Here is a 20741-nt window from a genome sequence, read left to right as displayed (position 1 = left end):
TTTTAATTGATACTTATTTCCGGCTCAGGGAGCCGTTCTGTGTAAGTCGTGTTTTTTTTAGTTTCTTTTGTTGTTTTTCTTCTGAAATAGAGCAAAGAGAGTACACTACAGGTACCGCCTATGAGTGGTACCGCCATTAAGCATTGCTTGAAAAAATGCGCCCAGCTGATATCGGTATGTCCAAATTCCCTGAACAGAAGTACCGAAAAACTACCTAGATAACCGATTGAATCTGCTACGTACATGATGAAACCTATATTGCTTTTGTAGTGGAAGTTAGCAATCATTCTTTCAAAAAAGATGGCATTATAGGGAATATAGCCCATATACAGACCTGTTCCCAATAAGGCCATCCAGGTTACCGGACCAATATGTCCGCGATCAAAGAGAAATGTGCTGACACCAACCAGCAAACAGCCGGCAATGATCATGATATGGATAACGGTAAAGGCTTTAAGGTTGTTTTTAATCAGGATCAACAATCCCATCATAGCCAGTATGACAATAGAAATTACTGTATCTATTTGTGTGTAGATATGGTTGTTGTGGATACCAAGTCCATTCCAGATCTCCACCTCAAAATTATCCCGCATATCCCGGATACAGGTTAGAAGGACATAGGTGATGATGGTGAGAACAATACCAGGAAGGAAGGTGCGGATAAATGTGCTCCTTTGTTTTGCATCCATTGGAACCCTTTTGGTTCGCAGCTGTTGATCTTCTTTAGTTGGTGGAGGAATGATTTCCAGGCAGAAAACAAAGAGTAATAAAGGGAGTAAGAAGACCAATCCGGTTAAAAAGGGCATCCAGTGATCGTTTACGCTGAAAGCAGACATGAGTATGCGGGCTACAGTTTTTACAAAACCTGAAGCAAAAATCAGGCTAATGGACATCAGTGCCCCCATAAATTCAGTGGTTCGTCTTCCTTCCAGGTAGCTGAACACCAATCCCCAGATCATGCCTAAAGGAAATCCGTTCAACAACAGAAAGACAACATTGTAGGGTGCAGGAATCAAAGCAAAACCCAAAAGGGCGATCCAGGAAAGAAAAATCAGAGTGAGGATACTCTTTGCACGATGGCTCTTTCCCGATTCTGAGATAAAACGGATCCCATAAAATTTACTCAGCGTGTAACCAACCATTTGTGCGACCACGAGCCAGACTTTATAATCTATATGCAGGAATTCCTGGTGTTCGAAGGTGGCCGAAGCAAAAGCTTTTCTAAAAGCATACATACTGGTATAGCACCCAAATGCAGCTATACCTCCCAGTACGGTGATGATCCAATAAGGCCAGTTGGAAACTTTTTGGCGGATAATGCTGAGCAGGTTCATTCTTAAGGCTTTCTTTTTTTACATTGCAATACTAAACATTGTTTATTATTTGTAAACAAAAGTTAAGTTATGAAATTGTTAAGATTTGGTGAGGCCTAATGTACAAATGCTTCTTTTACGGGCTGTCCTCTCCAGCTTTGTGGCGGGGTAAGTCCCATGATCCAGGCCAAAGTAGCTGCGGTATCGTACGTAATGATAACGTTTTTGATTTCATGATTTTTCCGCACACCAGGACCGGATATGATCCAGGGAATTTGTACTTCATCGAGTGATTTTCCACCATGACCCTTGCCTGTTCCGCCATGATCGGCTGTAACCAGGATAATGGTCTCATCAGCTATACCCGCATCTTTTACAGCTTTAATAATTTTTCCTATGCGTTGGTCTACCAGCTCCAGTTGCTTATAATAAGCTGGGGTACGGTGCCCTATATTATGGCCAGTGCCGTCCGGTTCATCGAGATGCAGGAAGGTGAACAGTGGTTTTTCCCTGCGGATAATGGCTGCTGTGGTGTCTGCACAAAAGTCATCTTTATCTTTTCCGTCTACAATGATATTGACGGCCTGACGTTCAAATAAGTGTGCAATTCCTCCCCAGCTATATATAATTGCGGTTTTTGCGTCTTTTTTTTGATCTCTGACGACGCTGAATATTCCGGGGAACATGTCATAACCGGTTTTTGTTACCGATGGAATCTCGGGTGTTTTGCTGTCCCATTCGGTGTAGCCATGTTCTGTGGGGCCGGCACCCATCAGTAAAGAAGCCCAGTTTACAGCACTGGAAGATGGGAGTACGCAGCGTGCCTTCGCTGTCCAGGAGCCATTGGCCATCATCGCTTTAAGATTGGGCATATTGGCTTCATTTAGGGCATAACCTCCAAATCCGTCACAGCCAATCAGTACAACATGTTTGATTTTTTTTAATTGTGCCCCTGCTGTAAGGGAAAGGCAAAGCAAAAACATGGTGATTTTTAGATAATTCTTCATAATTATTTTTTATCGTGTAAAACTAAGTGATAGTTATAAGTATGAAGATAGACTTTTGTTAAGTATTTATAAACATTGTTTATAAAATGTTACTCAAAAAAATACACCACGAGCATGAGTGCCTTAGTATTTCCAATATTTACGGGAGTGTGTGAAAGCCTGCCATCAAAAAGCATGGAATCTCCTTTTTCCAGGATGACTTTCTTTTTGGAGAATTGGTACTCCACTGTTCCTTCAATCATATACTTAAACTCATAGGCTTCAGTTTTAACCATGGGTCTGTGTGCATTGACTTCCAGTTCCAGCAGAACAAAGTCGGCTGTAGAGAATTTGATGTTCTTGGTCAAGATACGGGAATAGTTAAAACCAATAGCCTGTTCTTTTTCGAATTGCTGGTATTGGTCTCTTCTTTTGATCAGGACCGGAGCATCTTTTTTATGAAAATTAATGTCTTTGAAGAAGCTGTTCAGATCAATTTCAAGACTTTTGATAATATCCATGAGTACCATAAGAGAAGGAATGGTTCTGCTGTTCTCTATTTGTGAGATCAGACCTTTACTTACTTCTGCTTTATCTGCCAGCTCCTGTACGGTAATGCCTAATTCTTTGCGGCGTTCTTTGATCTTAAGGCTTATTTGTAAAAGGATTTCCTCCTGCATGAGTAACGTGGTTTGTATATGCGAATGTATCGCTTTTTTTTAATCGCTAATGCTTAAATAATGTTAATTTTTAAAGATATAATTGATTTGTTAATGCTGAGATGCCAATATGAAATACTAATAAGCCAATTTAACTAAATAATCAGCCGGGATAATTTGTTCAATTGCATTATCCAAATATAATTTTTAACCTAACCAAACGAACGATGAAATTGAACAACAGACCTGCCGTCTTCAGGCGAGAATAGCGACACCGACAATTTTTCTTAAATCATAGGCCTGTACTCAATGGGATAAGCTTTAACGCGGCTGATCTTATTGGAAGGCATTGTTTTAACTAAAATTTCCAGTCCAGACAGCGTATGTTCTGTCGGGATTCAGCGATAAAAAAACGATTATTTGATTTTTAAAAAAGACAGTATGAAGAAAACTTATACTAAGGATTTCTATTTGCCATGGAAATGGAAACATGGTAATGCCCTGCAATTCAGTGCCGCTTTTCTTATGGTCCTGGCGATGTTATTTTCTATACCATCGTATGCTCAAAAAGCGATTAGGGTAAAAGGGATTGTAAAAGATGATCAGGGAGCGCCGCTTCCTGGTGTAAGTGTTCGGGTTAAGGGCACCTCAGTAGGTACTTCTACGGGGAAAAATGGCGATTATAGCCTGGATATTAATGGAAACGCTGCAGTAATTACGTTCTTTTACATTGGTTATTTGACTCAGGAAATACCGGTTGGAGGTAAAACAGAGATCAATGTGAGCCTGAAAGAGGACATGAGCAGCTTGAATGAGGTGGTTGTTACCGGATTTGGGCAAGCTGTTAAAAAAAGAGATCTCACTGGTGCCGTTGCGTCTGTAACAGATAAGCAGATCAAGGAGCGCCAGCCTGTTACTTTATTTGAGGCCTTACAGGGACAAGCAGCTGGGGTAATGGTGACCACAGAAGGTGGAGATCCTTCCGGACAAGGTACAATTCAGATTCGGGGCGCGTCTAGTATTAATGCTGGTAATGGCCCTTTGTATGTCATTGATGGGATTACGAGTGAAAATGCAGATTTCGTTAATCCAATGGATATTGCCTCCGTAGAAATTCTAAAGGATGCTTCTTCAGCAGCAATCTACGGTGCAAGGGGGGCTAACGGCGTAATTATCATTACAACCAAGAGAGGAAAGGAAGGAAAAGCTTCTGTTAATGCGAGCTACAATAATATTTTTGGAAAGCTTGCGCATAAGCTTCATACTTTAAGTGCAGATGAATTGCGTAAGTATCGTTCTATGAGGAGTGGCGGAAATGGTGCTAATCCGGATTCATTAAATCCGTATACCAATGCCGATAATGATTTCCAGGATTTATTGTTCCAGACCTCCAACAGGAAGGTTGTCGCTTTAACCGTAAGTGGCGGACAAAAAGGATCTACCTATTATGCAGGTGCAAATTATACGGATGACAAATCCATTGTGCTGAACAGTACACTTAAACGTTTGCAAACTAAATTGAATGTGGAAAGTAAGTTGAGCGACAAGTTAAAGCTGAGCAATAACCTGGCTTTTGCCTGGCAAACAGGAAATGAAATTCCTGTTGGTACAAGCGCAAAACAAGTGTTTGAGAAGAATCCCTGGACAACGATTTACCGGCCAGATGGCTCATTGGCGGGTTATATAGAATCTAAGCGAAACCCGGTTGCCTATGCCTTGCTGGTTAGTGATGTTGACAACAACTATACGGTCCAGTATAATACGAAAGCAGATTATCAATTGTCAAAATATTTTACGCTAACCGGGGTGTTTAATGCGCAATTGGACAATAAAACCAATAAGACTTTTTCTCCGGCCTCATTAACCAGCGGCGGGACTGGGGATGCAACTGGAAGCAATACATTTAACAAACGGTTTTATTGGGAAGGTCAGACTTATTTAAACTACAACAGAACCTTTGGTAAAGATCATACGGTTACCGGAGTACTTGGATTGACTGCCGACAGGGCAAGGAATGACGGGTACACCATAGGAATGAAAAATTATTTGTCTGAAGAGATCAATACCTCTAATGCGGCAACAATTGATTTGCTCCGGACCAGGACCACTGCTTCTGCAGTGGCGAGTGCTGCGGCATTTATACGTGGTAATTATAGTTATAAAGGGCGCTATATCGCACAGGTCAATTATCGCCGTGATGGATCTTCGAAATTCGGCGATCTTAATAAATGGGGTAATTTTTATTCTGGTTCTGCAGCCTGGCGCTTTTCAGATGAAAAATTCATGACCTTTGCCAAAGGTTTTCTGGAAGATGCAAAGTTTAGGGTGAGTTACGGGCAGGTAGGTAATGACGCCATTAACCCATATGGTTATTTCAATGTAATGGAGTTTGGTAACTATTATTACAATGGCCAGCTGAGTGCTACAGAAAGTCTGACCATGGGTAACCCTAAAATTAAATGGGAAACCGTAAATACAGGGAATGTTGGGATGGACCTGACCTTTTTCAAAGGTAGGTTGAATCTGACAGCGGATTACTATAAAAAGACAACTTCTGATCTTTTATACGGAAATGAAATTCCTAAGGAAACCGGTAAATCAAAATCGACAGTCAATCTGGGAACCATAGAGAACAGTGGTCTGGAGTTTGCTGTTGGGGCAACACCTATTGACAAGAAGGATTTTACATGGAATACAACATTTAATATTTCTTTTCAAAAAGGAAAAGTTAAAGAACTTGCGAACCATGTGCCTTATCTGGCAGGAAATATTTTCTATGTATATGAGGGCGGTAAAATCGGGGATATGTATGTCTATAAAAACCTTGGGGTTTATTCCTATGATGCATCAAACGCTTATAACCAGCAGGGTGCGAAATTAACACCTGACTTGTCTACCTTATATATTGATCAGGCCACAGGATTAGGGAAAGCCCGCCGCTATACTTTAAACGGACAAGAGTATTCAGGTACTGTATATCAGAAGAAGAGCGGAGACTATATTCTCCGCGGAGGGGATACGGAGTGGCAGGATACCAATAATGATGGTGTTATTGATGAAAAAGATATTGTGATTGGTGGAAATGGGGTGCCTAAATATTATTTTGGGTTTAGCAACACCTTCAGATATAAACAATTTTCACTGAATCTACTGTTTAACGGCCAGGTAGGAAACCAGATTTATAATTCGGTTGCAAATGGGCAAAATACGGGCAGTTCAACCTATTCTCCCCCAACTTATGAGATGACTCAGAATTCATGGTGGAAACAAGGGGATGTTGCCAGCTATCCTAATATCTTAAAGAAGGATGATAATGGAAATATCCGGAATGGCTACAATAGCTTGTATATCGAGGACGGAACATTCATCAGGTTGCAAAGTGCCAGACTTGCTTATACTTTCGATCCAAAGTTGATGAGCAGAATTAAGATGAGCTCGGCAACTGTCTTTGTTTATGGTACCAATCTGGCCACCTGGACAAACTACAGCTGGTATGATCCTGAATTTACTTCTAATGTGCTGACTCCTGGAGTAGACGGTGGTAAATATCCAAGAAGAAGAGAAATAGGGTTTGGTATTAATGTTAATTTTTAAGGGAATGAAAAAGATAAATAAAATTGCCCTGCTGCTTGTAGTACTGGTGTCGTTGGGCAGCTGTAAAAAATTTCTTGAAGAAAAGCCTTTAAGTCAGGTGCAGGTATCTGATTATTTTAAGTCTGTAAAAGATATTAACGCTTCTCTAGCCGGGATGTATGGCTCTTTTCAATTGGAGATGATCGGAGATGGGGTGAACAAGTATGGAGGGAAGTACCATTACTGGGGAGAAGGAAGGTCTGATAATTTTGATGAGTCCGGATATACAAATTCTATTATGAGTCAGCTGGCTTTTAATGTGCTGACCTCTGGAAACTCAGTATCGAACTGGGAAGGCTTGTACAGAACAATTGCTGTAGCAAATAACGCGATTAAATATTTCCCTGAGATTCCAAAGTATGATATTACGGCGACCAAAACCATTGTAAATAATGGCTTGGCGCAAGCTTATGCGATGCGGGCGATGTGTTATTTTTACATTATCCGCTTGTGGGGAGATGCCCCTATGCGCACAGCACCTTATGATGATCTGGCTCAGGAGCCCAAACTGGAAAGAACTTCTAAAGATGTTTTAATGGATAAGATCATTATTCCTGATCTTCTAAATGCCTATGAGCTCATTCAAAAAGGGCAAACGGCAAACATCTGGAACATCAATGAGGGCGCAGTTGCCGCCATGCTTGCTGATGTTTACATGTGGAAAGCTGGAACCACCAGCAATAATGGTGATTATGCGAATGCGGTTACGTGGTTTCAGAAGTTATTTACAGCTAAAGGGGCAACTGGAGCGGCATATGGTGAAGGGGCTGCAAATTTAGAACCTACTGCGACCTGGAAGAATCTTTTTCTAAATCCGGCAATTACAAAGGAGGCCATCTGGAGTATTCACTGGGACAATGCAAATAATGGCTGCGCTTGTATCCCGGTTTCAAAGATGAAAAGCAACAATCCAGTAACCGTAGATTCTTTAATCCATGCGGATTGGAAAAAAAATAAGCTGGATACGCGGGTAACCAAGACGATTGATACGTTGACAGGAACCAATCATCAGGATAAATTGCTTAAGTACTACAACCTGAGCTCTGTTCCTACAAGTACCAAACCTGAAGACCTATCAGTTTATCTGGTGATGTACCGTTTGGGAGATATGTTTTTGCTGTACGCAGAAGCGTTGAACAAAACCGGCAACCAGACAAAGGCGCTCAGTATGCTGAATCTGATTCATCAGCGCGCCGGTTTACCCGCAATTTTGCCCACAGATCCACTGGTTTCAACTGGAGGGGTATTGGATGCGGTGAAACTGGAAGATGCAATTTTGAAGGAAAGGCAATATGAACTTTTTGGAGAAGGAAAAAGATGGTTTGACTTGGTGCGTACCAATCATGTCAATAAAATTATGGATCCAATCATTAATAGAAGAACCTTCTATGCAACAAAAATTCCGTCGACTCTTGGATTTGGCAGCAATATGGGGCGCTTGCTTTGGCCATTGTATAAAACCTTGTTAGAGGACAATTCAAAACTAGTTCAGAACCAGCCTTATAATTAATTATTATGGAAAAGATAAATCTTATTAAAGGAAAAATAATAGTTTTTCTATGTGCAGCTGTTTTTATTTCGGGTTGTTCTTTGGCTGGATTGGATTTACAGAAAGACTATAACCGTACACCACATACTTTAGATCCGCATATCAACAAAAGTGCCTGGGCTTTTATTAAAGAAAGGGCTGCTACAGGTGATAAAACTTTTGAACGGTTGATGGCCGGTATTGTGTATTCTGGAATTGATACGACGGAATATATGAAACCTGGAAGAACATTTATTGTGCTGAATAAGGATGCTGTAAGTGTTACCGGAAAAGCGCCAAACGGAGTTTTTCAGAATTTTCTGGTCAATGGCAAAGCTCCTGCCGACTGGACGGCCTATCCAAAGGAATTTGTGAAAAACTATCTTTTGTACCTGATCGTCCCGGGTGAATATAACCATTATACCTTGCCTCCGATCAAATCGGTAGAGGTGCAAACGCTGTCTCCAAAAGGATATTGGAATGCATTGCCTGCGGGCATTACTTTGGACGGATTTGCTGCTAATCCTGACTCGAAGATGTTTTTAAGAGTATCGAACGGATCAAACGGAAATACTCAGGATTATCCGATTTTGATCAACGACAACAATAATAATGTGCGGACATCAGATATTCTGGCTACCAATGGAACGGTTCATGTTGTGGAAAGATTTGTGACACCAATACTTCCGAGTGTAGTTTATTAGCGCTTCCCGGGCGGTTACTGATATTTAGCTGTAACTGCCCGTTTTTTGAACGTAATAAGTATAAGTACTGATTATCCCTGTTTGTAGATCAGGGTAAGTGAATTTTGAAAATAAATACATAATATTGATGCGGTTAATATTAACTTTAATCTAACCGGATCTAGATGTATAACGATAAATCTCCTTTAAATTCGTCGGAAAGAGAACTCCTCGGCAGGATTGCTGGTGGAGATCAGAAAGCTTTCACTGAATTATTTGAGAATTATCAGGCGATGGTTTATGATTATTCTATGAAACTAACCCGCTCTAAGACCCAGGCTGAGGAAATTGTCCAAAACATTTTTATTAAAATCTGGATAAACCGGGAGGGAATCCTGGATATTGAAAATTTCGGAGCCTATTTAAACCGGGCTACACGGAACCACAGTTATTCTGCTTTAAGAAAAATTGCTGCGCAAGCAGTAAGAGAAATGGAACTGACTGAAGAAGGTATACCTGGCGGGGCGAACACCGAACATCGGGTTTTATATAATGAATCTTCAAGAATATTGAAATCGGTTGTGGATAAACTGCCACCGCAACGTAAACTGGTATATGAGTTATGCCATGAGCAGGGCTTAAAATACGAAGAAGTGGCTGAAAAATTAAATATTTCTTCCGGCACGGTCCATAAGCATATGAAATTGGCTTTGAAGACCATCAGGGAACATTTTACAGGACTTGAATTGTGGTTCCTTGTCTTGTTTTTCTTCAAAAAATAGAGGGAATAAAAAATATTTTTATTTCTGTTACCCCGGTTTGGATTTTCATGCGTCAGTGAGGAAATGGATGCTGCGGCATCTGTGCATTTATGAAGACAGAAACGAACTTAAGACAGTTATTCGATCAGTACATTAAAGGGGCTTCCACACCGGAGGAAACAAATGCATTTTTTGTATTGGTGAATGATCCGGCACATCAGGATGCTGTCCAGCAATTGATGGAAGAATATCTTTTGAAGGGAACGTTTGTGAATGGCATGGAAGCGGATCAGAAGCAAAATATACTTCAACATATTTTTTCTGTGGACGATAAGGTAAGTTCGGAAGGCAGGAAGCGTCCACGCAGGATGCTATCTATTTGGACATCATGGATCTCGGTGGCTGCTGCTGTATGTATCGTGTTTACAGGCTTGTTTATTATGCGAAAGCATACAGATAAAGTGACTTATACCCGATATAACGGGGAGCTTGCTCCTGGCGGAAATAAGGCAACACTGGTTCTCGCCGACGGAAGGAAAGTTTCTTTAACGGATGCAGCCAATGGAAAGCTGGCGGAGCAGGCTGGTGTGAGTGTCAGGAAAACGACAGATGGGCAATTGGTCTATGAAACTGGAAATCCGGAAGCACAAGATCAGGATCTGCGCTACAATACGATTTCTACCCCGGCGGGGGGAGAGTATCAGGTTATTTTGCCAGATGGTACCCATGTATGGCTGAATGCTGCTTCTTCCCTGAAATATCCGGTTTCTTTTGCCCATTTAAAAGAACGCAAAGTAGAGTTAAAAGGAGAGGCATATTTCGAAGTTTCAAAGCTTAAAATAGGCATGCTTAGACTACCTTTTATCGTGACCAGCAATAAACAGGAGGTTGAAGTATTGGGAACTCATTTTAACATCAACAGCTATGAAGAAAGTGATGGGGTGGAAACCACTTTACTGGAAGGAAGTGTTAAAGTGCGTCGTGCAGGGGTATTTGAAAAAGTTATTGTCCCTGGAGAGCAGTCAAGAGTAAACGACAATATTAAGGTTTTTAAAGTAGATACTGCAAATGCAGTGGCCTGGAAAAATGGGCTTTTTAAATTTGATAATGCCAGTATAAAGGTTGTAATGAGCCAGTTGTCCAGATGGTATGATATTGATGTGGAATATGCGGGTAATATTCCGGGCAATAAGTTTAATGGAGAGATCTACCGGAACATGAATGCGTCTAAAGCATTTAAGATTTTGAGTCTGGCCAATATCAACTTCAGAGTGGAAGCACCAAGTAAAGGAACGGCCAGAAAGAGAATAATTATTACTGGAAATTAAAACACAAATTATTCATGTTTAGGGTTGTAAAACCCGGACGAGCAAATATAAATTTAACCAAATAAACCAGACTGACATGAACAAACATCTACGAAGGCACACTTAGGCTGTGAAGGGACTTAAATAAAAAACCGGACAATGCTTGGACCCATTGACCGGCTAAAGATTTGAGCTAACCCTCCGATGATACATCGGAAAATTAATCTGTACTAATTTCTGTTTAACCCAAATCAACTCAAAAGTATGAAAATAAATGCTTTTAACCGAGGCGTGTCTTTTAAGATACGCCATAAACTGCTATTGATAATGAAATTAACCACTTTCATCCTCATGATAGCCCTTGTTCAGGCCAGCGCTGCGGTGGTGGCACAGAAAGTTAACCTGAACCAACGGAACAAACCGCTCTCAACGGTGTTGCGCGATATTAAAAACCAAACCGGTTATGTTTTTTTAAGTAATGATTTTGATCCGGCGAAAGAGATCGTGTCTGTGAACGTGACTAATGTTTCGCTTGAAGAGGCGCTGACGGTCTGTTTTAAAAGACTGAATATTACTTATAACATTGTTGATAAAACGATTTTGTTAACTAAAATAGCTCCTGCCTCAGCGAAAGCGGAGCAAATTGTAATCCGTGGTATTGTAAAAGATGAGAATGGTTTGCCCATTCCTGGCGCAGGTGTAAAAGTAAAGGGAACCTTGATTTCTGCGGCTACAGATGTAAACGGAAGTTTTAGCATTAGTGTGCCTTCTGAATCGGGTATACTTGTAGTTACTTATGTGGGTTATGATACCAAAGAAATCAGTATAAACGGACAGAAAACATTGTCAATTCAGCTGGTGCCTAATAGCAACGCTCTGGAAGAGGTTGCGGTTGTTGGTTTCGGTACACAAAGAAAAGTCTCCCTGATTGGTGCGCAATCAACCTTGTCTCCTAAAGAACTTAAGCAACCTGTTGCAAGTATTACACAGTCTTTAGCCGGAAGAATTGCGGGGGTAGTGGGTGTGCAGAGAAGCGGTGAGCCTGGGAGAAGTACAGCAGATATCTGGATCAGGGGGATTGCGACATTTGGAGGGAATACCAGTAATCCCTTGATTCTGGTAGACGGTGTTGAACGTTCTATTGATAATATTGATCCTGAAGACATTGAATCTTTCACGGTTTTGAAGGATGCTTCGGGTACGGCAGTTTATGGGGTAAGAGGTGCTAACGGAGTGGTTCTGGTAAAGACCAAAACCGGTAAGGTGGGGAAAAACACTATTTTGTTTGATTATAATGAAGGGATCAGCACATTTACCAAAAGACCAGAAATGGCCGATGGTCTTACCTATATGAACATGGCGAATGAGGCCAGTGTGGGCAGGGGAGGAATTGTTCAATATACTCAGGATTATATCAATAAGACTGCATCGGGAGTCGATCCTTTGCTGTACCCAAATGTGAACTGGATGGATCAGATATTGAATAAATACAGTCATAACAGGAGAGCAAATCTAAATGCGAGCGGGGGTGTAGACAAGGCTCAGTATTATGTGTCGCTTGCCTATTATAATGAATCCGGGTTTCTTAAAACCAATGATCTGCAGCAATACAATTCCGCGCTGGATTATAACAGGTATAATTTTACCAGTAATCTGAACCTTCAATTGACCAAGACAACCAAACTGGACCTGGGCTTACAGGGCTACGCCTCAACCGGAAATTATCCAGGTGAGAATACTCAGGATATTTTTGGAACTGCTATGGACATTTCGCCGGTAGTTTATCCGGTGATGTATCCAGGCAATTTTATTCCTGGGATAGCTTCTAACGGGGGGCAAAGAAATCCTTATGCGGATCTAACCAGAAGGGGGTATAGAACAGAATTCAAAAATCAATTGTATTCTAACCTGAGGCTGACACAGGACCTGAGTATGATCACACCAGGATTGATGGCTACGGGAATGTTCTCTTTTGATTCCTATAATGAGAATTTTATCAAACGATCAAAGAGAGAAAGTACTTATTTCGTTGAAAATGTACCAGGAACAAATTCACCCTACAAACCAGACGGTACCTTGAATTTAAAAGAAACGTTTACCAGTGGTGGTAACTATCTGAGCTTTGACCCCTCTCGTAATGGAAACAGAAAGACATATTCTGAAGCTGCAGTAAATTACGACCGGGCATTTGGGAAACATCGTGTTGGAGGCCTGCTTTTAGGATACACAAGCGATGCCACGGAACCATTTGCGGGAGATTTTACAGCTTCTATACCAAAACGTATGCTCGGACTGGCGGCAAGGGCAACCTATTCTTATGATGATCGTTATTTTGCGGAATTTAACTTCGGATACAATGGTTCGGAATTGTTTGCCCCTAATAAACGTTATGGTTCCTTTCCTGCTTTTGGTATCGGATGGATTCCGTCTAATGAGAAATTCTGGGAGCCGTTGAAAAGTGCAGTTTCTTTCCTTAAATTCCGTTATTCGGATGGTGTAACCGGGATTGGCCAGATCAATGGGAGAAGATTTGCTTATTTGACATTGGTGTCTGAAAACGATAACGGCTATCAGTTCGGCAAGAATTTTAATACAATAAGAGGGATCAATGTAACTGATTATGCTGTAGACATTACCTGGGCTGAATCTAAGAAACAAGACTTAGGGATGGAGATCAGAACCTTGAACGACAATCTGTATCTTATTGTTGACTTATTTAAAGAAAAGCGGACAGGAATATTTCTTCAAAGGGAATCTATTCCTGGTTTTATTGGTTTAACCAATTCTCCGTATGGAAATCTTGGCGTAGTGGACAATCGCGGGATTGATGCGACCCTTGAATATAATGTGAAAATCGGACAACTTGATCTTGGTCTGAGGGGAAACATTACCTATAACAGAGATAAATTGTTAAATGACGACCGTCCTGCACAGCCTTATCCCTGGATGAGTCATATTGGAGATAATGTAATGGCCCGTTATGGTTATGTGGCTGAAAAATTATTCGATTCTCAGGCAGAGATTGACGCAAGCGCAGTGCCTGGCTCAAAAGGCAGTATAAAGCCAGGTGACATTAAATATAAAGACCTTAACGGAGATGGGGTGATTAATGATTATGATAAGACAAAGATCGGACGTGGTGACGTTCCTAATTTGATTCTTGGATTTGGTTTTACTGCATCCTATAAAGGATTCGCTTTAAGTACACTCTTTCAGTCCTTGCAAAATGCGGATGTGATGCTGGGCGGAAACGGAATCATTCCGTTTAACGGCGGAGACAGTAACGTATTTAGCAACATTACCGACAGATGGACACCGGAGAATCCAAGTCAAAATGTATTTTACCCCAGATTGAGTTATGGGGAAGCCCAGAATACCAATAATGCGCTTGAGAGTTCATGGTGGGTGAAAGATGTGAGCTTTTTAAGATTAAAGAGTGCGCAGCTGAGTTACAATTTACCCAAAAGTGTGGCTACAAAACTAAAGGTTGGTAATGTTGCTGTCTATTTGATTGGTACGAATCTTTTAACATTCAGCAAGTTCAAACTTTGGGATCCGGAGCTGAATACAAATCCGGTAAATAAAAGCAGAGCTAACGGAACAAAATACCCGATGACGGCGAATGTCTCTTTAGGCTTAAATGTTAAATTCTAACCCTTTGAAGAAATTATTATGAAAAAGTATATCTATATAGCTTTAGTTGCCTGTTTAACTTTTGCAACATCCTGTAAAAAGGGCTTTTTGGATCAGGTGCCGAATGACAGGCTGACACTGGAGGAGACCTTTTCTAACCGTGCAACAGCGGAGAAATTTTTAGCGAATGTTTATAACAACATCCCTGACGAATTTGGTCAGCGTAACCCTGGTGGAGGCCGGAATGCCGGTTTATGGACGGGAGGCTCTGATGAAGCAGACTATGTGTGGGGTTTTGTTCAGTCGAATGCGATGAACATAGGGAGCTGGGATGCCAATACAGGTTTTGTTGGCGATTTCTGGAACAACTACTACAAGGGAATCCGTTCGGCCGGTTTCTTTATGGCAAATATTGATAAGGTAGAAAAAGACATTACGCCACAATTAAGGGTGCAATATAAAGCAGAAGCAAGGGCACTTAGGGCGATGTTTTACTTTTATATCATGCGCCTGTATGGTCCGGTGATCCTTCTGGGGGAAGATGTGATTGCACCTGATGCTCCAGCAGAACAAGTTCAATTGCCGAGAAGTTCTTTTGACGAGTGTGTGAACTATGTGACTTCCGAGCTTGATAAAGCTGCGGCAGATTTGCCTGTTGTTCCGAGTAACGATGACAATTATGGAAGGATCACCAAGGGGATTGCTTTGGCTTTTAAAGCACAGACCTTACTGCTTGGAGCAAGTCCGCTGTATAATGGAAACGGCGAACTTGCTGGATTAAAAAATTCAGACGGCAAACAACTTGTTGCACAGAATACGGATGTTGGTAAATGGAAAAGGGCTGCGGATGCATATAAAGCTTTTATTGATCAGTTTGTTCCAGGTACGTATAGTCTGTTTAAAAAGAATGATGCTTCAGGTAATTTTGATCCTTATTTGTCTTGCAGAGATATATTTCTGACCGATTGGAACAGTGAGGTCATATTTGCCCGTCCTCAAAGCTCTATCGGCCCCAGACAATATGAGCTGACGCCTTACCATAGTGGCCAGAATTCTGATTCCAGGGGATCGGGTGGTCTGGGAGCAACGCAGAATCAGGTGGATGCATTTTTTATGGCAAACGGGAAGAGTATAGACGATCAGGGTTCTGGATATGTTAAAACTGGATACTCTAATTTTAAGGCTCCGGGTTCACCGGTTACGGCCAATATATACAATCAGTGGGTAAATCGTGAGCCGCGTTTCTATGTAAATATTACCTATAACGGAAGTACATGGTTAAATACAAATAATGGCAACATTACAACCGAGCTTTATAATCATGGCAACTCTGGAAATGCAACGGGTGGAGGTGACCATTCTACTACAGGTTATATTGTGCGTAAAGCTATGGGCCTGGGTAAATGGGATGTGAATAACCGTACAGATATGTTGTATCGTTTAGCTAATGTTTACCTGGATTATGCTGAGGCTTTGAATGAAGCCGAACCAGGAAATGCTGATGTTTTAAAGTACCTGAATCTGATTAGAGAAAGGGCAGGGATACCTCAGTATGGCTCCTCGGGATTGGCTGTGCCTGCAGGCCAGGCTGAAATGAGACTCGCCATAAGGAAAGAACGCCGGGTGGAACTTGCATTTGAGAACGTACGGTATTTTGATACCAGGAGATGGAAAATTGCGGAACAGACAGATAATGGGCCTATATACGGTTTAAATATTACAGCTGATCTTCCTGATTTCTTAAATGTGGTCCCTTTTGAAAATAGGGTATTTCAGAAAAAACATTATTTATGGCCAATTCCATCTAAAGACGTGAATGTCGATAAGCTTCTGGTTCAGAATCCAGGCTGGTAATTTATAATAGTTTAATTGTCAGGCAGTGCATTTTTTGCACTGCCTGATGTATGTTTAGAACCCCCAAATTATGAAAAACATCCAACTAAAAGCTTATCTGTTGCTGTTGACAATAGGACTTTCTGCGTGTAGTAAAGGTCAAAATGAGATTGGAAAGCCTTCTCCTTCTTTAACGGCTGAAGTGAGCTTCTCTGCGTCAGATGCCAATAAGGCATTTGATGATTTTACCCGTATATTTTATAATACAGATCAGAAATTATTTTACAGCAAAAGTGACCGTAAGGATGTTGCTGTTGGCTGGCCCCAGGCTGTGTTTTGGGACATCACGATGGATGCTTATAAAAGAACCAACAATCCAGTGTATTTGAAACAGATCAATGACATGTATCAGGGTGCGGCAAATGCTTATTCCAATTTCGATTGGAAAGCAGTTAAGGAGGTGAACGATTTTATATACGATGATATGATGTGGTGGATTATTTCTCTTTCGCGCAGCTATGAAATTACTAAAGAGCAGAAGTATCTGGATGCTGCAGTTGCTGGCTTTAAATACGTCTGGGATAATTCCCATGATCCCGTTGACGGAGGGATGCGCTGGAGTTGGAAAGTGGAAGGAAAAAATGCCTGTATTAATTATCCCACTGTAATTGCAGGGGTAACGCTGTATAACATCACGAAGGATTCCGGCTATCTTGACAAAGCAAAAAATATCTACAAGTGGTCTCATGACAATTTGTTCGAGGCCTCAACCGGAAGAGTTGCAGATCATAAAGTAGGTCAGAATCCTGCAGGATATGAAGACTATACTTATAACCAGGGCACCTGTATTGGTGCTGCAACATTATTGTATAAAGCGACAGGAGAAGATGCTTATCTTGCTGATGCAAAGCTGGCTGCAGATTATACCAAAAATAAAATGTGCGACACTAAAGGGATTTTGCCTGCAGAAGGGGATTGGAATGAGCAGGGAGTCTTAAAAGCCATTTTTGCCCAATACATACAATTGTTGATTAAAGATGCCGGGCAAAATCAATACAAAGAATGGATTTACAGCAATATCAGTCTGGCCTGGAGCAATCGTGACCAGAGCAGGGGAATTATGTTCAGAGATTATAAAGTGGCTTGCCCTACGGGCCTTGTGCAATCTTATGAGGCCAGCAGTGGAGTGGCTTTTATGCAATTATTTGATCCTATAGTTAAGTAAGCTGGCGATGAAATATATATTATTTTCCTTTGTGTGCTGTACGGCACTAACCTTGATGAACCGGGAGGATGCTATAGCACAGGTTTTATCTAAAGAAAAGACGACATTCCAAATTGCAGCCCCTTGGAAAGCAGCTTATGATATCCGTTCGGACGTAGCTATTGTGTATGGTATTAATGATGCCGGTGGGGATTTTGAAGAAAGGGTGAAAGGATACCGGGATAAGGGTTACGAGGTACAGTTTATGACAGGTATTGCCTGGGGGCAGTACCAGGATTACTTTACCGGAAAACTGGATGGGATAAGCCATATGGATGAAGGACAAATGATGAGAAACGGGGAAACTATTTGGCATGGGAAAGACGTTCCTTATATTGTTCCCACGACGTCTTACCTGAACTATATGAAGTCTCATGTCAGGAGGGCTATTGATGCAGGTGTAACCGCAGTTTATCTTGAAGAGCCGGAGTTTTGGGCGAGAGCCGGTTATAGTGATGTGTTCAAAAAGGAATGGGTAAAGTTCTATGGTTTTCCCTGGAAAGCACAGCATGAGTCTCCTGAGGCGACCTATTTGTCTTCAAAATTGAAATATCAGCTGTATTTTAATGCGCTGAAGGAGGTTTTTAGTTATGTGAAGTCTTATAGTGAAAGTAAAGGGAAAAGTGTTAAATGTTATGTGCCGACACATTCGTTGTTGAATTATTCTGCATGGGAAATTGTTAGTCCGGAAGCGAGCCTGGCCAATCTGGAAGGGATGGATGGTTATATTGCGCAGGTTTGGACAGGTACTTCAAGGGAACCCTTATACTTCAATGGGATAAAAAAAGAGCGGGTGTTTGAAAATGCTTTTCTGGAGTATGGTTCTATGGTTTCCATGACCGCGTCTACGGGAAGAAAGATCTTTTTCCTGACCGATCCAATTGAGGACAGACAGCGCTCCTGGGAGGATTATAAGGTCAATTATCAGGCTACTTTTACCGCACAGCTTTTGTATCCCATGGTGAATAATTATGAGGTGATGCCATGGCCAAGCCGAATTTATGAAGGTAAGTTTAAAGTGGAGGGTAATGCAGAGAAACAGCCGATCTCTCCGGACTATGCCACGCAGATGCAGGTGATGGTAAATTCACTTAACGCGATGCCATTGTCGGGGAATAAATTAAACGGGAGTCATGGAGTAGGGATTTTGCTTTCCAACTCCATGATGTTCCAGCGCTTTCCTGTACATGCGGGTTATGATGATCCTCAACTCTCCAATTTTTATGGAATGGCTTTGCCGCTTTTGGAACGGGGGATTCCTGTAGAAACGGTGCATATGGAAAATCTTATCCATCCAAATACCTTAAAAGATATTAGAGTTTTGGTGATGAGCTATGCGAATATGAAGCCCTTGTCTGAGCGTTATCACGAAGAGTTGGCTGCATGGGTAAAACGGGGTGGGGTACTGATATATTATGGCCGGGATAACGATCCTTTTCAAAGTGTGAATGAATGGTGGAATAATGGTCAATTTCACTTTAAAGCGCCTTCTGCACATTTGTTCTCTTTGATGGGGATAGAAGGAGATCCTGCTCAGAGAACATTTGTATATGGGAGGGGAAAGGTGCTTGTGGTTAGACAAGATCCTAAAGAACTGGTGATGACAGCAAATGCAGATCATGCTTATCTGGAAAAGGTAAGGGAGGCTTATGAGCAGTTTGCCCAGGCTGGGAAGCTCATCGCAAAAAACAATTTTGTGTTGAGACGTGGACCCTATATTATAGCAGCGGTATTAGCTGAGGCCGAAAATCAAGAAGCCTTATCCATAAAAGGTCCTGTTATAGATTTGTTCGATCCAGCACTGCCAGTCCTGGAAAGTAAAAGTATCCTACCGGGAACTCAGGCATATTTATACGATCTGAGTGCGGTGCATAATAGGTCTGTACCTCAGGTGCTGGCTGCTGCGGCAAGGGTTTACGCGGAATCGATAGAAAAAAAGCACTACTCATTCATTGTCAAGAGCCCTTCAGGGACACAGAACATAATGCGCATCTTATTGCCATCAAAACCGATAAGGCCAGTTATAGATGGGCCGTCTGGTCATTTGAAGATCGCTAAAAATGTATGGGATGAAAAGACAAAAACACTGCTGCTGCAATTTGAAAATTATAGTGAGGGGGTAACTGTAGATCTCCGTTGGTAATTGAACACTAAACACAACACATATATGAAACCTAAATTCTTATTCTTTATTTTTCTGGGGCTGTGGGGGCTGAAGAGTTCTGCACAGCAAACAAATCTGGTCAGTTATGTCAATACCCTTCAGGGAACCAATTCCAGCCATGAACTAACCCGTGGGAATACCTATCCGACAACAGCATTGCCATTTGGTATGCATACCTGGACCCCACAAACCGGCAGAAACGGGGATGGTTGGAAATATCAGTACCAGAAAGACCATATCCGCGGATTCCAGCAGGCACATCAGTGCAGTTCCTGGACCAGGGATTATGCGGTGTTTTCCTTTATGCCATTAATCGACGAACTTGTTGTGGATGAAAACGCAAGGGAAGCGAAGTTTAGTCATGCAAATGAAATCGCTAAGCCAGATTATTACAAAGTACAGTTTGACAATCAGATTGCAACCGAGATCTCACCCACTGAACGTGGCGCGCATTTGAGATTTTCTTATCCCAAAGGTAAAAAGAGTTATCTGGTGCTGGATGGTTATACACACCTGAGTGGGGTGAGCATCTTTCCTAAGGAAAGAATGATCACGGGCTATGTGAATAATGGAGAAGGCTTTAAAGAGGGGTTTAAAAATTTCTTTGTGATTAAATTTGATCAACCTCTTAAAGCCTGGGGTACCTGGGAGAATAAAAAGAACAGCATCCAGGCCAATGCGGTAGCGGCGGAAGGCGAGGGTAAAGGAGCATATGTGGAATTTGCACCAGGTTCAAAGGTTCAGGTAAAGGTGGCTTCATCCTATATTAGTGCAGAACAGGCGCAGCTTAATCTGGATACAGAACTGGGAAAAGATAAAATGCTGGAGCAAACCCGTCAGAATGCGGCAAAGATTTGGAACCAATCCTTAGGGAAAATTACGGTAGAGGGTGGATCAGAAGAGGATAAGGCAACTTTTTATTCTTGTTTCTTCAGAGCCAGCCTGTTTTCCAGGAAATATTACGAATTGGATAAAAA

General features: G+C 41.6%; 13 protein-coding genes. 10 read left to right on the top strand and 3 right to left on the bottom strand.

What is annotated here, in order from left to right; genetic code table 11:
• Nucleotides 1-2: 2 nt before the first annotated feature.
• The 3 genes from VNZ46_RS02175 to VNZ46_RS02165 all read right to left on the bottom strand — a co-directional run bounded on the left by VNZ46_RS02175 (nt 3) and on the right by VNZ46_RS02165 (nt 2979).
• A complete protein-coding gene (locus tag VNZ46_RS02175) occupies nt 3-1334 on the bottom strand; it encodes a DUF5690 family protein (RefSeq protein WP_325558432.1) in 1332 nt (443 codons plus the stop codon).
• A 95-nt stretch (nt 1335-1429) separates the two neighbouring features.
• Nucleotides 1430-2320 (bottom strand): alkaline phosphatase, encoded by an 891-nt coding sequence (locus VNZ46_RS02170; RefSeq protein ID WP_325558431.1) that lies wholly within the window; start codon nt 2318-2320, stop codon nt 1430-1432.
• A gap of 89 nt (nt 2321-2409) precedes the next feature.
• Nucleotides 2410-2979 (bottom strand): helix-turn-helix domain-containing protein, encoded by a 570-nt coding sequence (locus VNZ46_RS02165; RefSeq protein WP_133783358.1) that lies wholly within the window; start codon nt 2977-2979, stop codon nt 2410-2412.
• 420 nt (nt 2980-3399) lie between these two features.
• On the opposite strand from VNZ46_RS02165, the gene VNZ46_RS02160 reads away from it, so the two are divergent.
• The 10 genes from VNZ46_RS02160 to VNZ46_RS02115 form a co-directional block, all read left to right on the top strand.
• Nucleotides 3400-6552 carry a TonB-dependent receptor gene (locus VNZ46_RS02160; protein ID WP_325558430.1) on the top strand — a complete coding sequence of 1051 codons (3153 nt, stop codon included), beginning with the start codon at nt 3400-3402 and terminating at the stop codon, nt 6550-6552.
• A gap of 4 nt (nt 6553-6556) precedes the next feature.
• Nucleotides 6557-8101 (top strand): RagB/SusD family nutrient uptake outer membrane protein, encoded by a 1545-nt coding sequence (locus tag VNZ46_RS02155; protein ID WP_325558429.1) that lies wholly within the window; start codon nt 6557-6559, stop codon nt 8099-8101.
• 5 nt (nt 8102-8106) lie between these two features.
• Nucleotides 8107-8823 (top strand): hypothetical protein, encoded by a 717-nt coding sequence (locus VNZ46_RS02150; RefSeq protein WP_325558428.1) that lies wholly within the window; start codon nt 8107-8109, stop codon nt 8821-8823.
• 164 nt (nt 8824-8987) lie between these two features.
• Nucleotides 8988-9584: an RNA polymerase sigma-70 factor gene (locus tag VNZ46_RS02145; RefSeq protein ID WP_325558427.1), complete on the top strand. Its 597-nt coding sequence runs from the start codon at nt 8988-8990 to the stop codon at nt 9582-9584.
• Between the two features lie 89 nt (nt 9585-9673).
• On the top strand, nt 9674-10891 hold the full coding sequence (locus tag VNZ46_RS02140; protein ID WP_325558426.1) for a FecR family protein: 1218 nt from the start codon (nt 9674-9676) through the stop codon (nt 10889-10891).
• A 306-nt stretch (nt 10892-11197) separates the two neighbouring features.
• Nucleotides 11198-14524, top strand: a complete 3327-nt coding sequence (locus tag VNZ46_RS02135; protein WP_325558425.1) for a TonB-dependent receptor — start codon at nt 11198-11200, stop codon at nt 14522-14524.
• A gap of 18 nt (nt 14525-14542) precedes the next feature.
• Nucleotides 14543-16357 carry a RagB/SusD family nutrient uptake outer membrane protein gene (locus tag VNZ46_RS02130; protein ID WP_325558424.1) on the top strand — a complete coding sequence of 605 codons (1815 nt, stop codon included), beginning with the start codon at nt 14543-14545 and terminating at the stop codon, nt 16355-16357.
• A 70-nt stretch (nt 16358-16427) separates the two neighbouring features.
• Nucleotides 16428-17561, top strand: a complete 1134-nt coding sequence (locus VNZ46_RS02125) for a glycoside hydrolase family 76 protein (RefSeq protein WP_325558423.1) — start codon at nt 16428-16430, stop codon at nt 17559-17561.
• Between the two features lie 7 nt (nt 17562-17568).
• Nucleotides 17569-19743, top strand: coding sequence for a hypothetical protein (locus VNZ46_RS02120; RefSeq protein ID WP_325558422.1), 2175 nt, complete (start codon nt 17569-17571; stop codon nt 19741-19743).
• Between the two features lie 24 nt (nt 19744-19767).
• Nucleotides 19768-20741, top strand: a 974-nt coding sequence (locus VNZ46_RS02115) for a glycoside hydrolase domain-containing protein (protein ID WP_325558421.1), incomplete at its 3' end; no start/stop codon positions are given.

Source organism: Pedobacter sp., from assembly GCF_035566355.1.
Taxonomy (GTDB): domain Bacteria; phylum Bacteroidota; class Bacteroidia; order Sphingobacteriales; family Sphingobacteriaceae; genus Pedobacter.
The sequence above is the reverse complement of the archived record's forward strand: the minus strand, read 5'-3'. Positions and strand labels throughout refer to the sequence as shown.

What these genes read in the sequence shown, in the direction of transcription:
- VNZ46_RS02175 (WP_325558432.1), bottom strand. Translation starts at nt 1,334, where the DNA reads ATGAACCTGCTCAGCATTATCCGCCAAAAAGTTTCCAACTGGCCTTAT.
- VNZ46_RS02165 (WP_133783358.1), bottom strand. Translation starts at nt 2,979, where the DNA reads ATGCAGGAGGAAATCCTTTTACAAATAAGCCTTAAGATCAAAGAACGC.
- VNZ46_RS02160 (WP_325558430.1), top strand. Translation starts at nt 3,400, where the DNA reads ATGAAGAAAACTTATACTAAGGATTTCTATTTGCCATGGAAATGGAAA.
- VNZ46_RS02145 (WP_325558427.1), top strand. Translation starts at nt 8,988, where the DNA reads ATGTATAACGATAAATCTCCTTTAAATTCGTCGGAAAGAGAACTCCTC.
- VNZ46_RS02170 (WP_325558431.1), bottom strand. Translation starts at nt 2,320, where the DNA reads ATGAAGAATTATCTAAAAATCACCATGTTTTTGCTTTGCCTTTCCCTT.
- VNZ46_RS02130 (WP_325558424.1), top strand. Translation starts at nt 14,543, where the DNA reads ATGAAAAAGTATATCTATATAGCTTTAGTTGCCTGTTTAACTTTTGCA.
- VNZ46_RS02140 (WP_325558426.1), top strand. Translation starts at nt 9,674, where the DNA reads ATGAAGACAGAAACGAACTTAAGACAGTTATTCGATCAGTACATTAAA.
- VNZ46_RS02155 (WP_325558429.1), top strand. Translation starts at nt 6,557, where the DNA reads ATGAAAAAGATAAATAAAATTGCCCTGCTGCTTGTAGTACTGGTGTCG.
- VNZ46_RS02135 (WP_325558425.1), top strand. Translation starts at nt 11,198, where the DNA reads ATGAAATTAACCACTTTCATCCTCATGATAGCCCTTGTTCAGGCCAGC.
- VNZ46_RS02150 (WP_325558428.1), top strand. Translation starts at nt 8,107, where the DNA reads ATGGAAAAGATAAATCTTATTAAAGGAAAAATAATAGTTTTTCTATGT.
- VNZ46_RS02120 (WP_325558422.1), top strand. Translation starts at nt 17,569, where the DNA reads ATGAAATATATATTATTTTCCTTTGTGTGCTGTACGGCACTAACCTTG.
- VNZ46_RS02125 (WP_325558423.1), top strand. Translation starts at nt 16,428, where the DNA reads ATGAAAAACATCCAACTAAAAGCTTATCTGTTGCTGTTGACAATAGGA.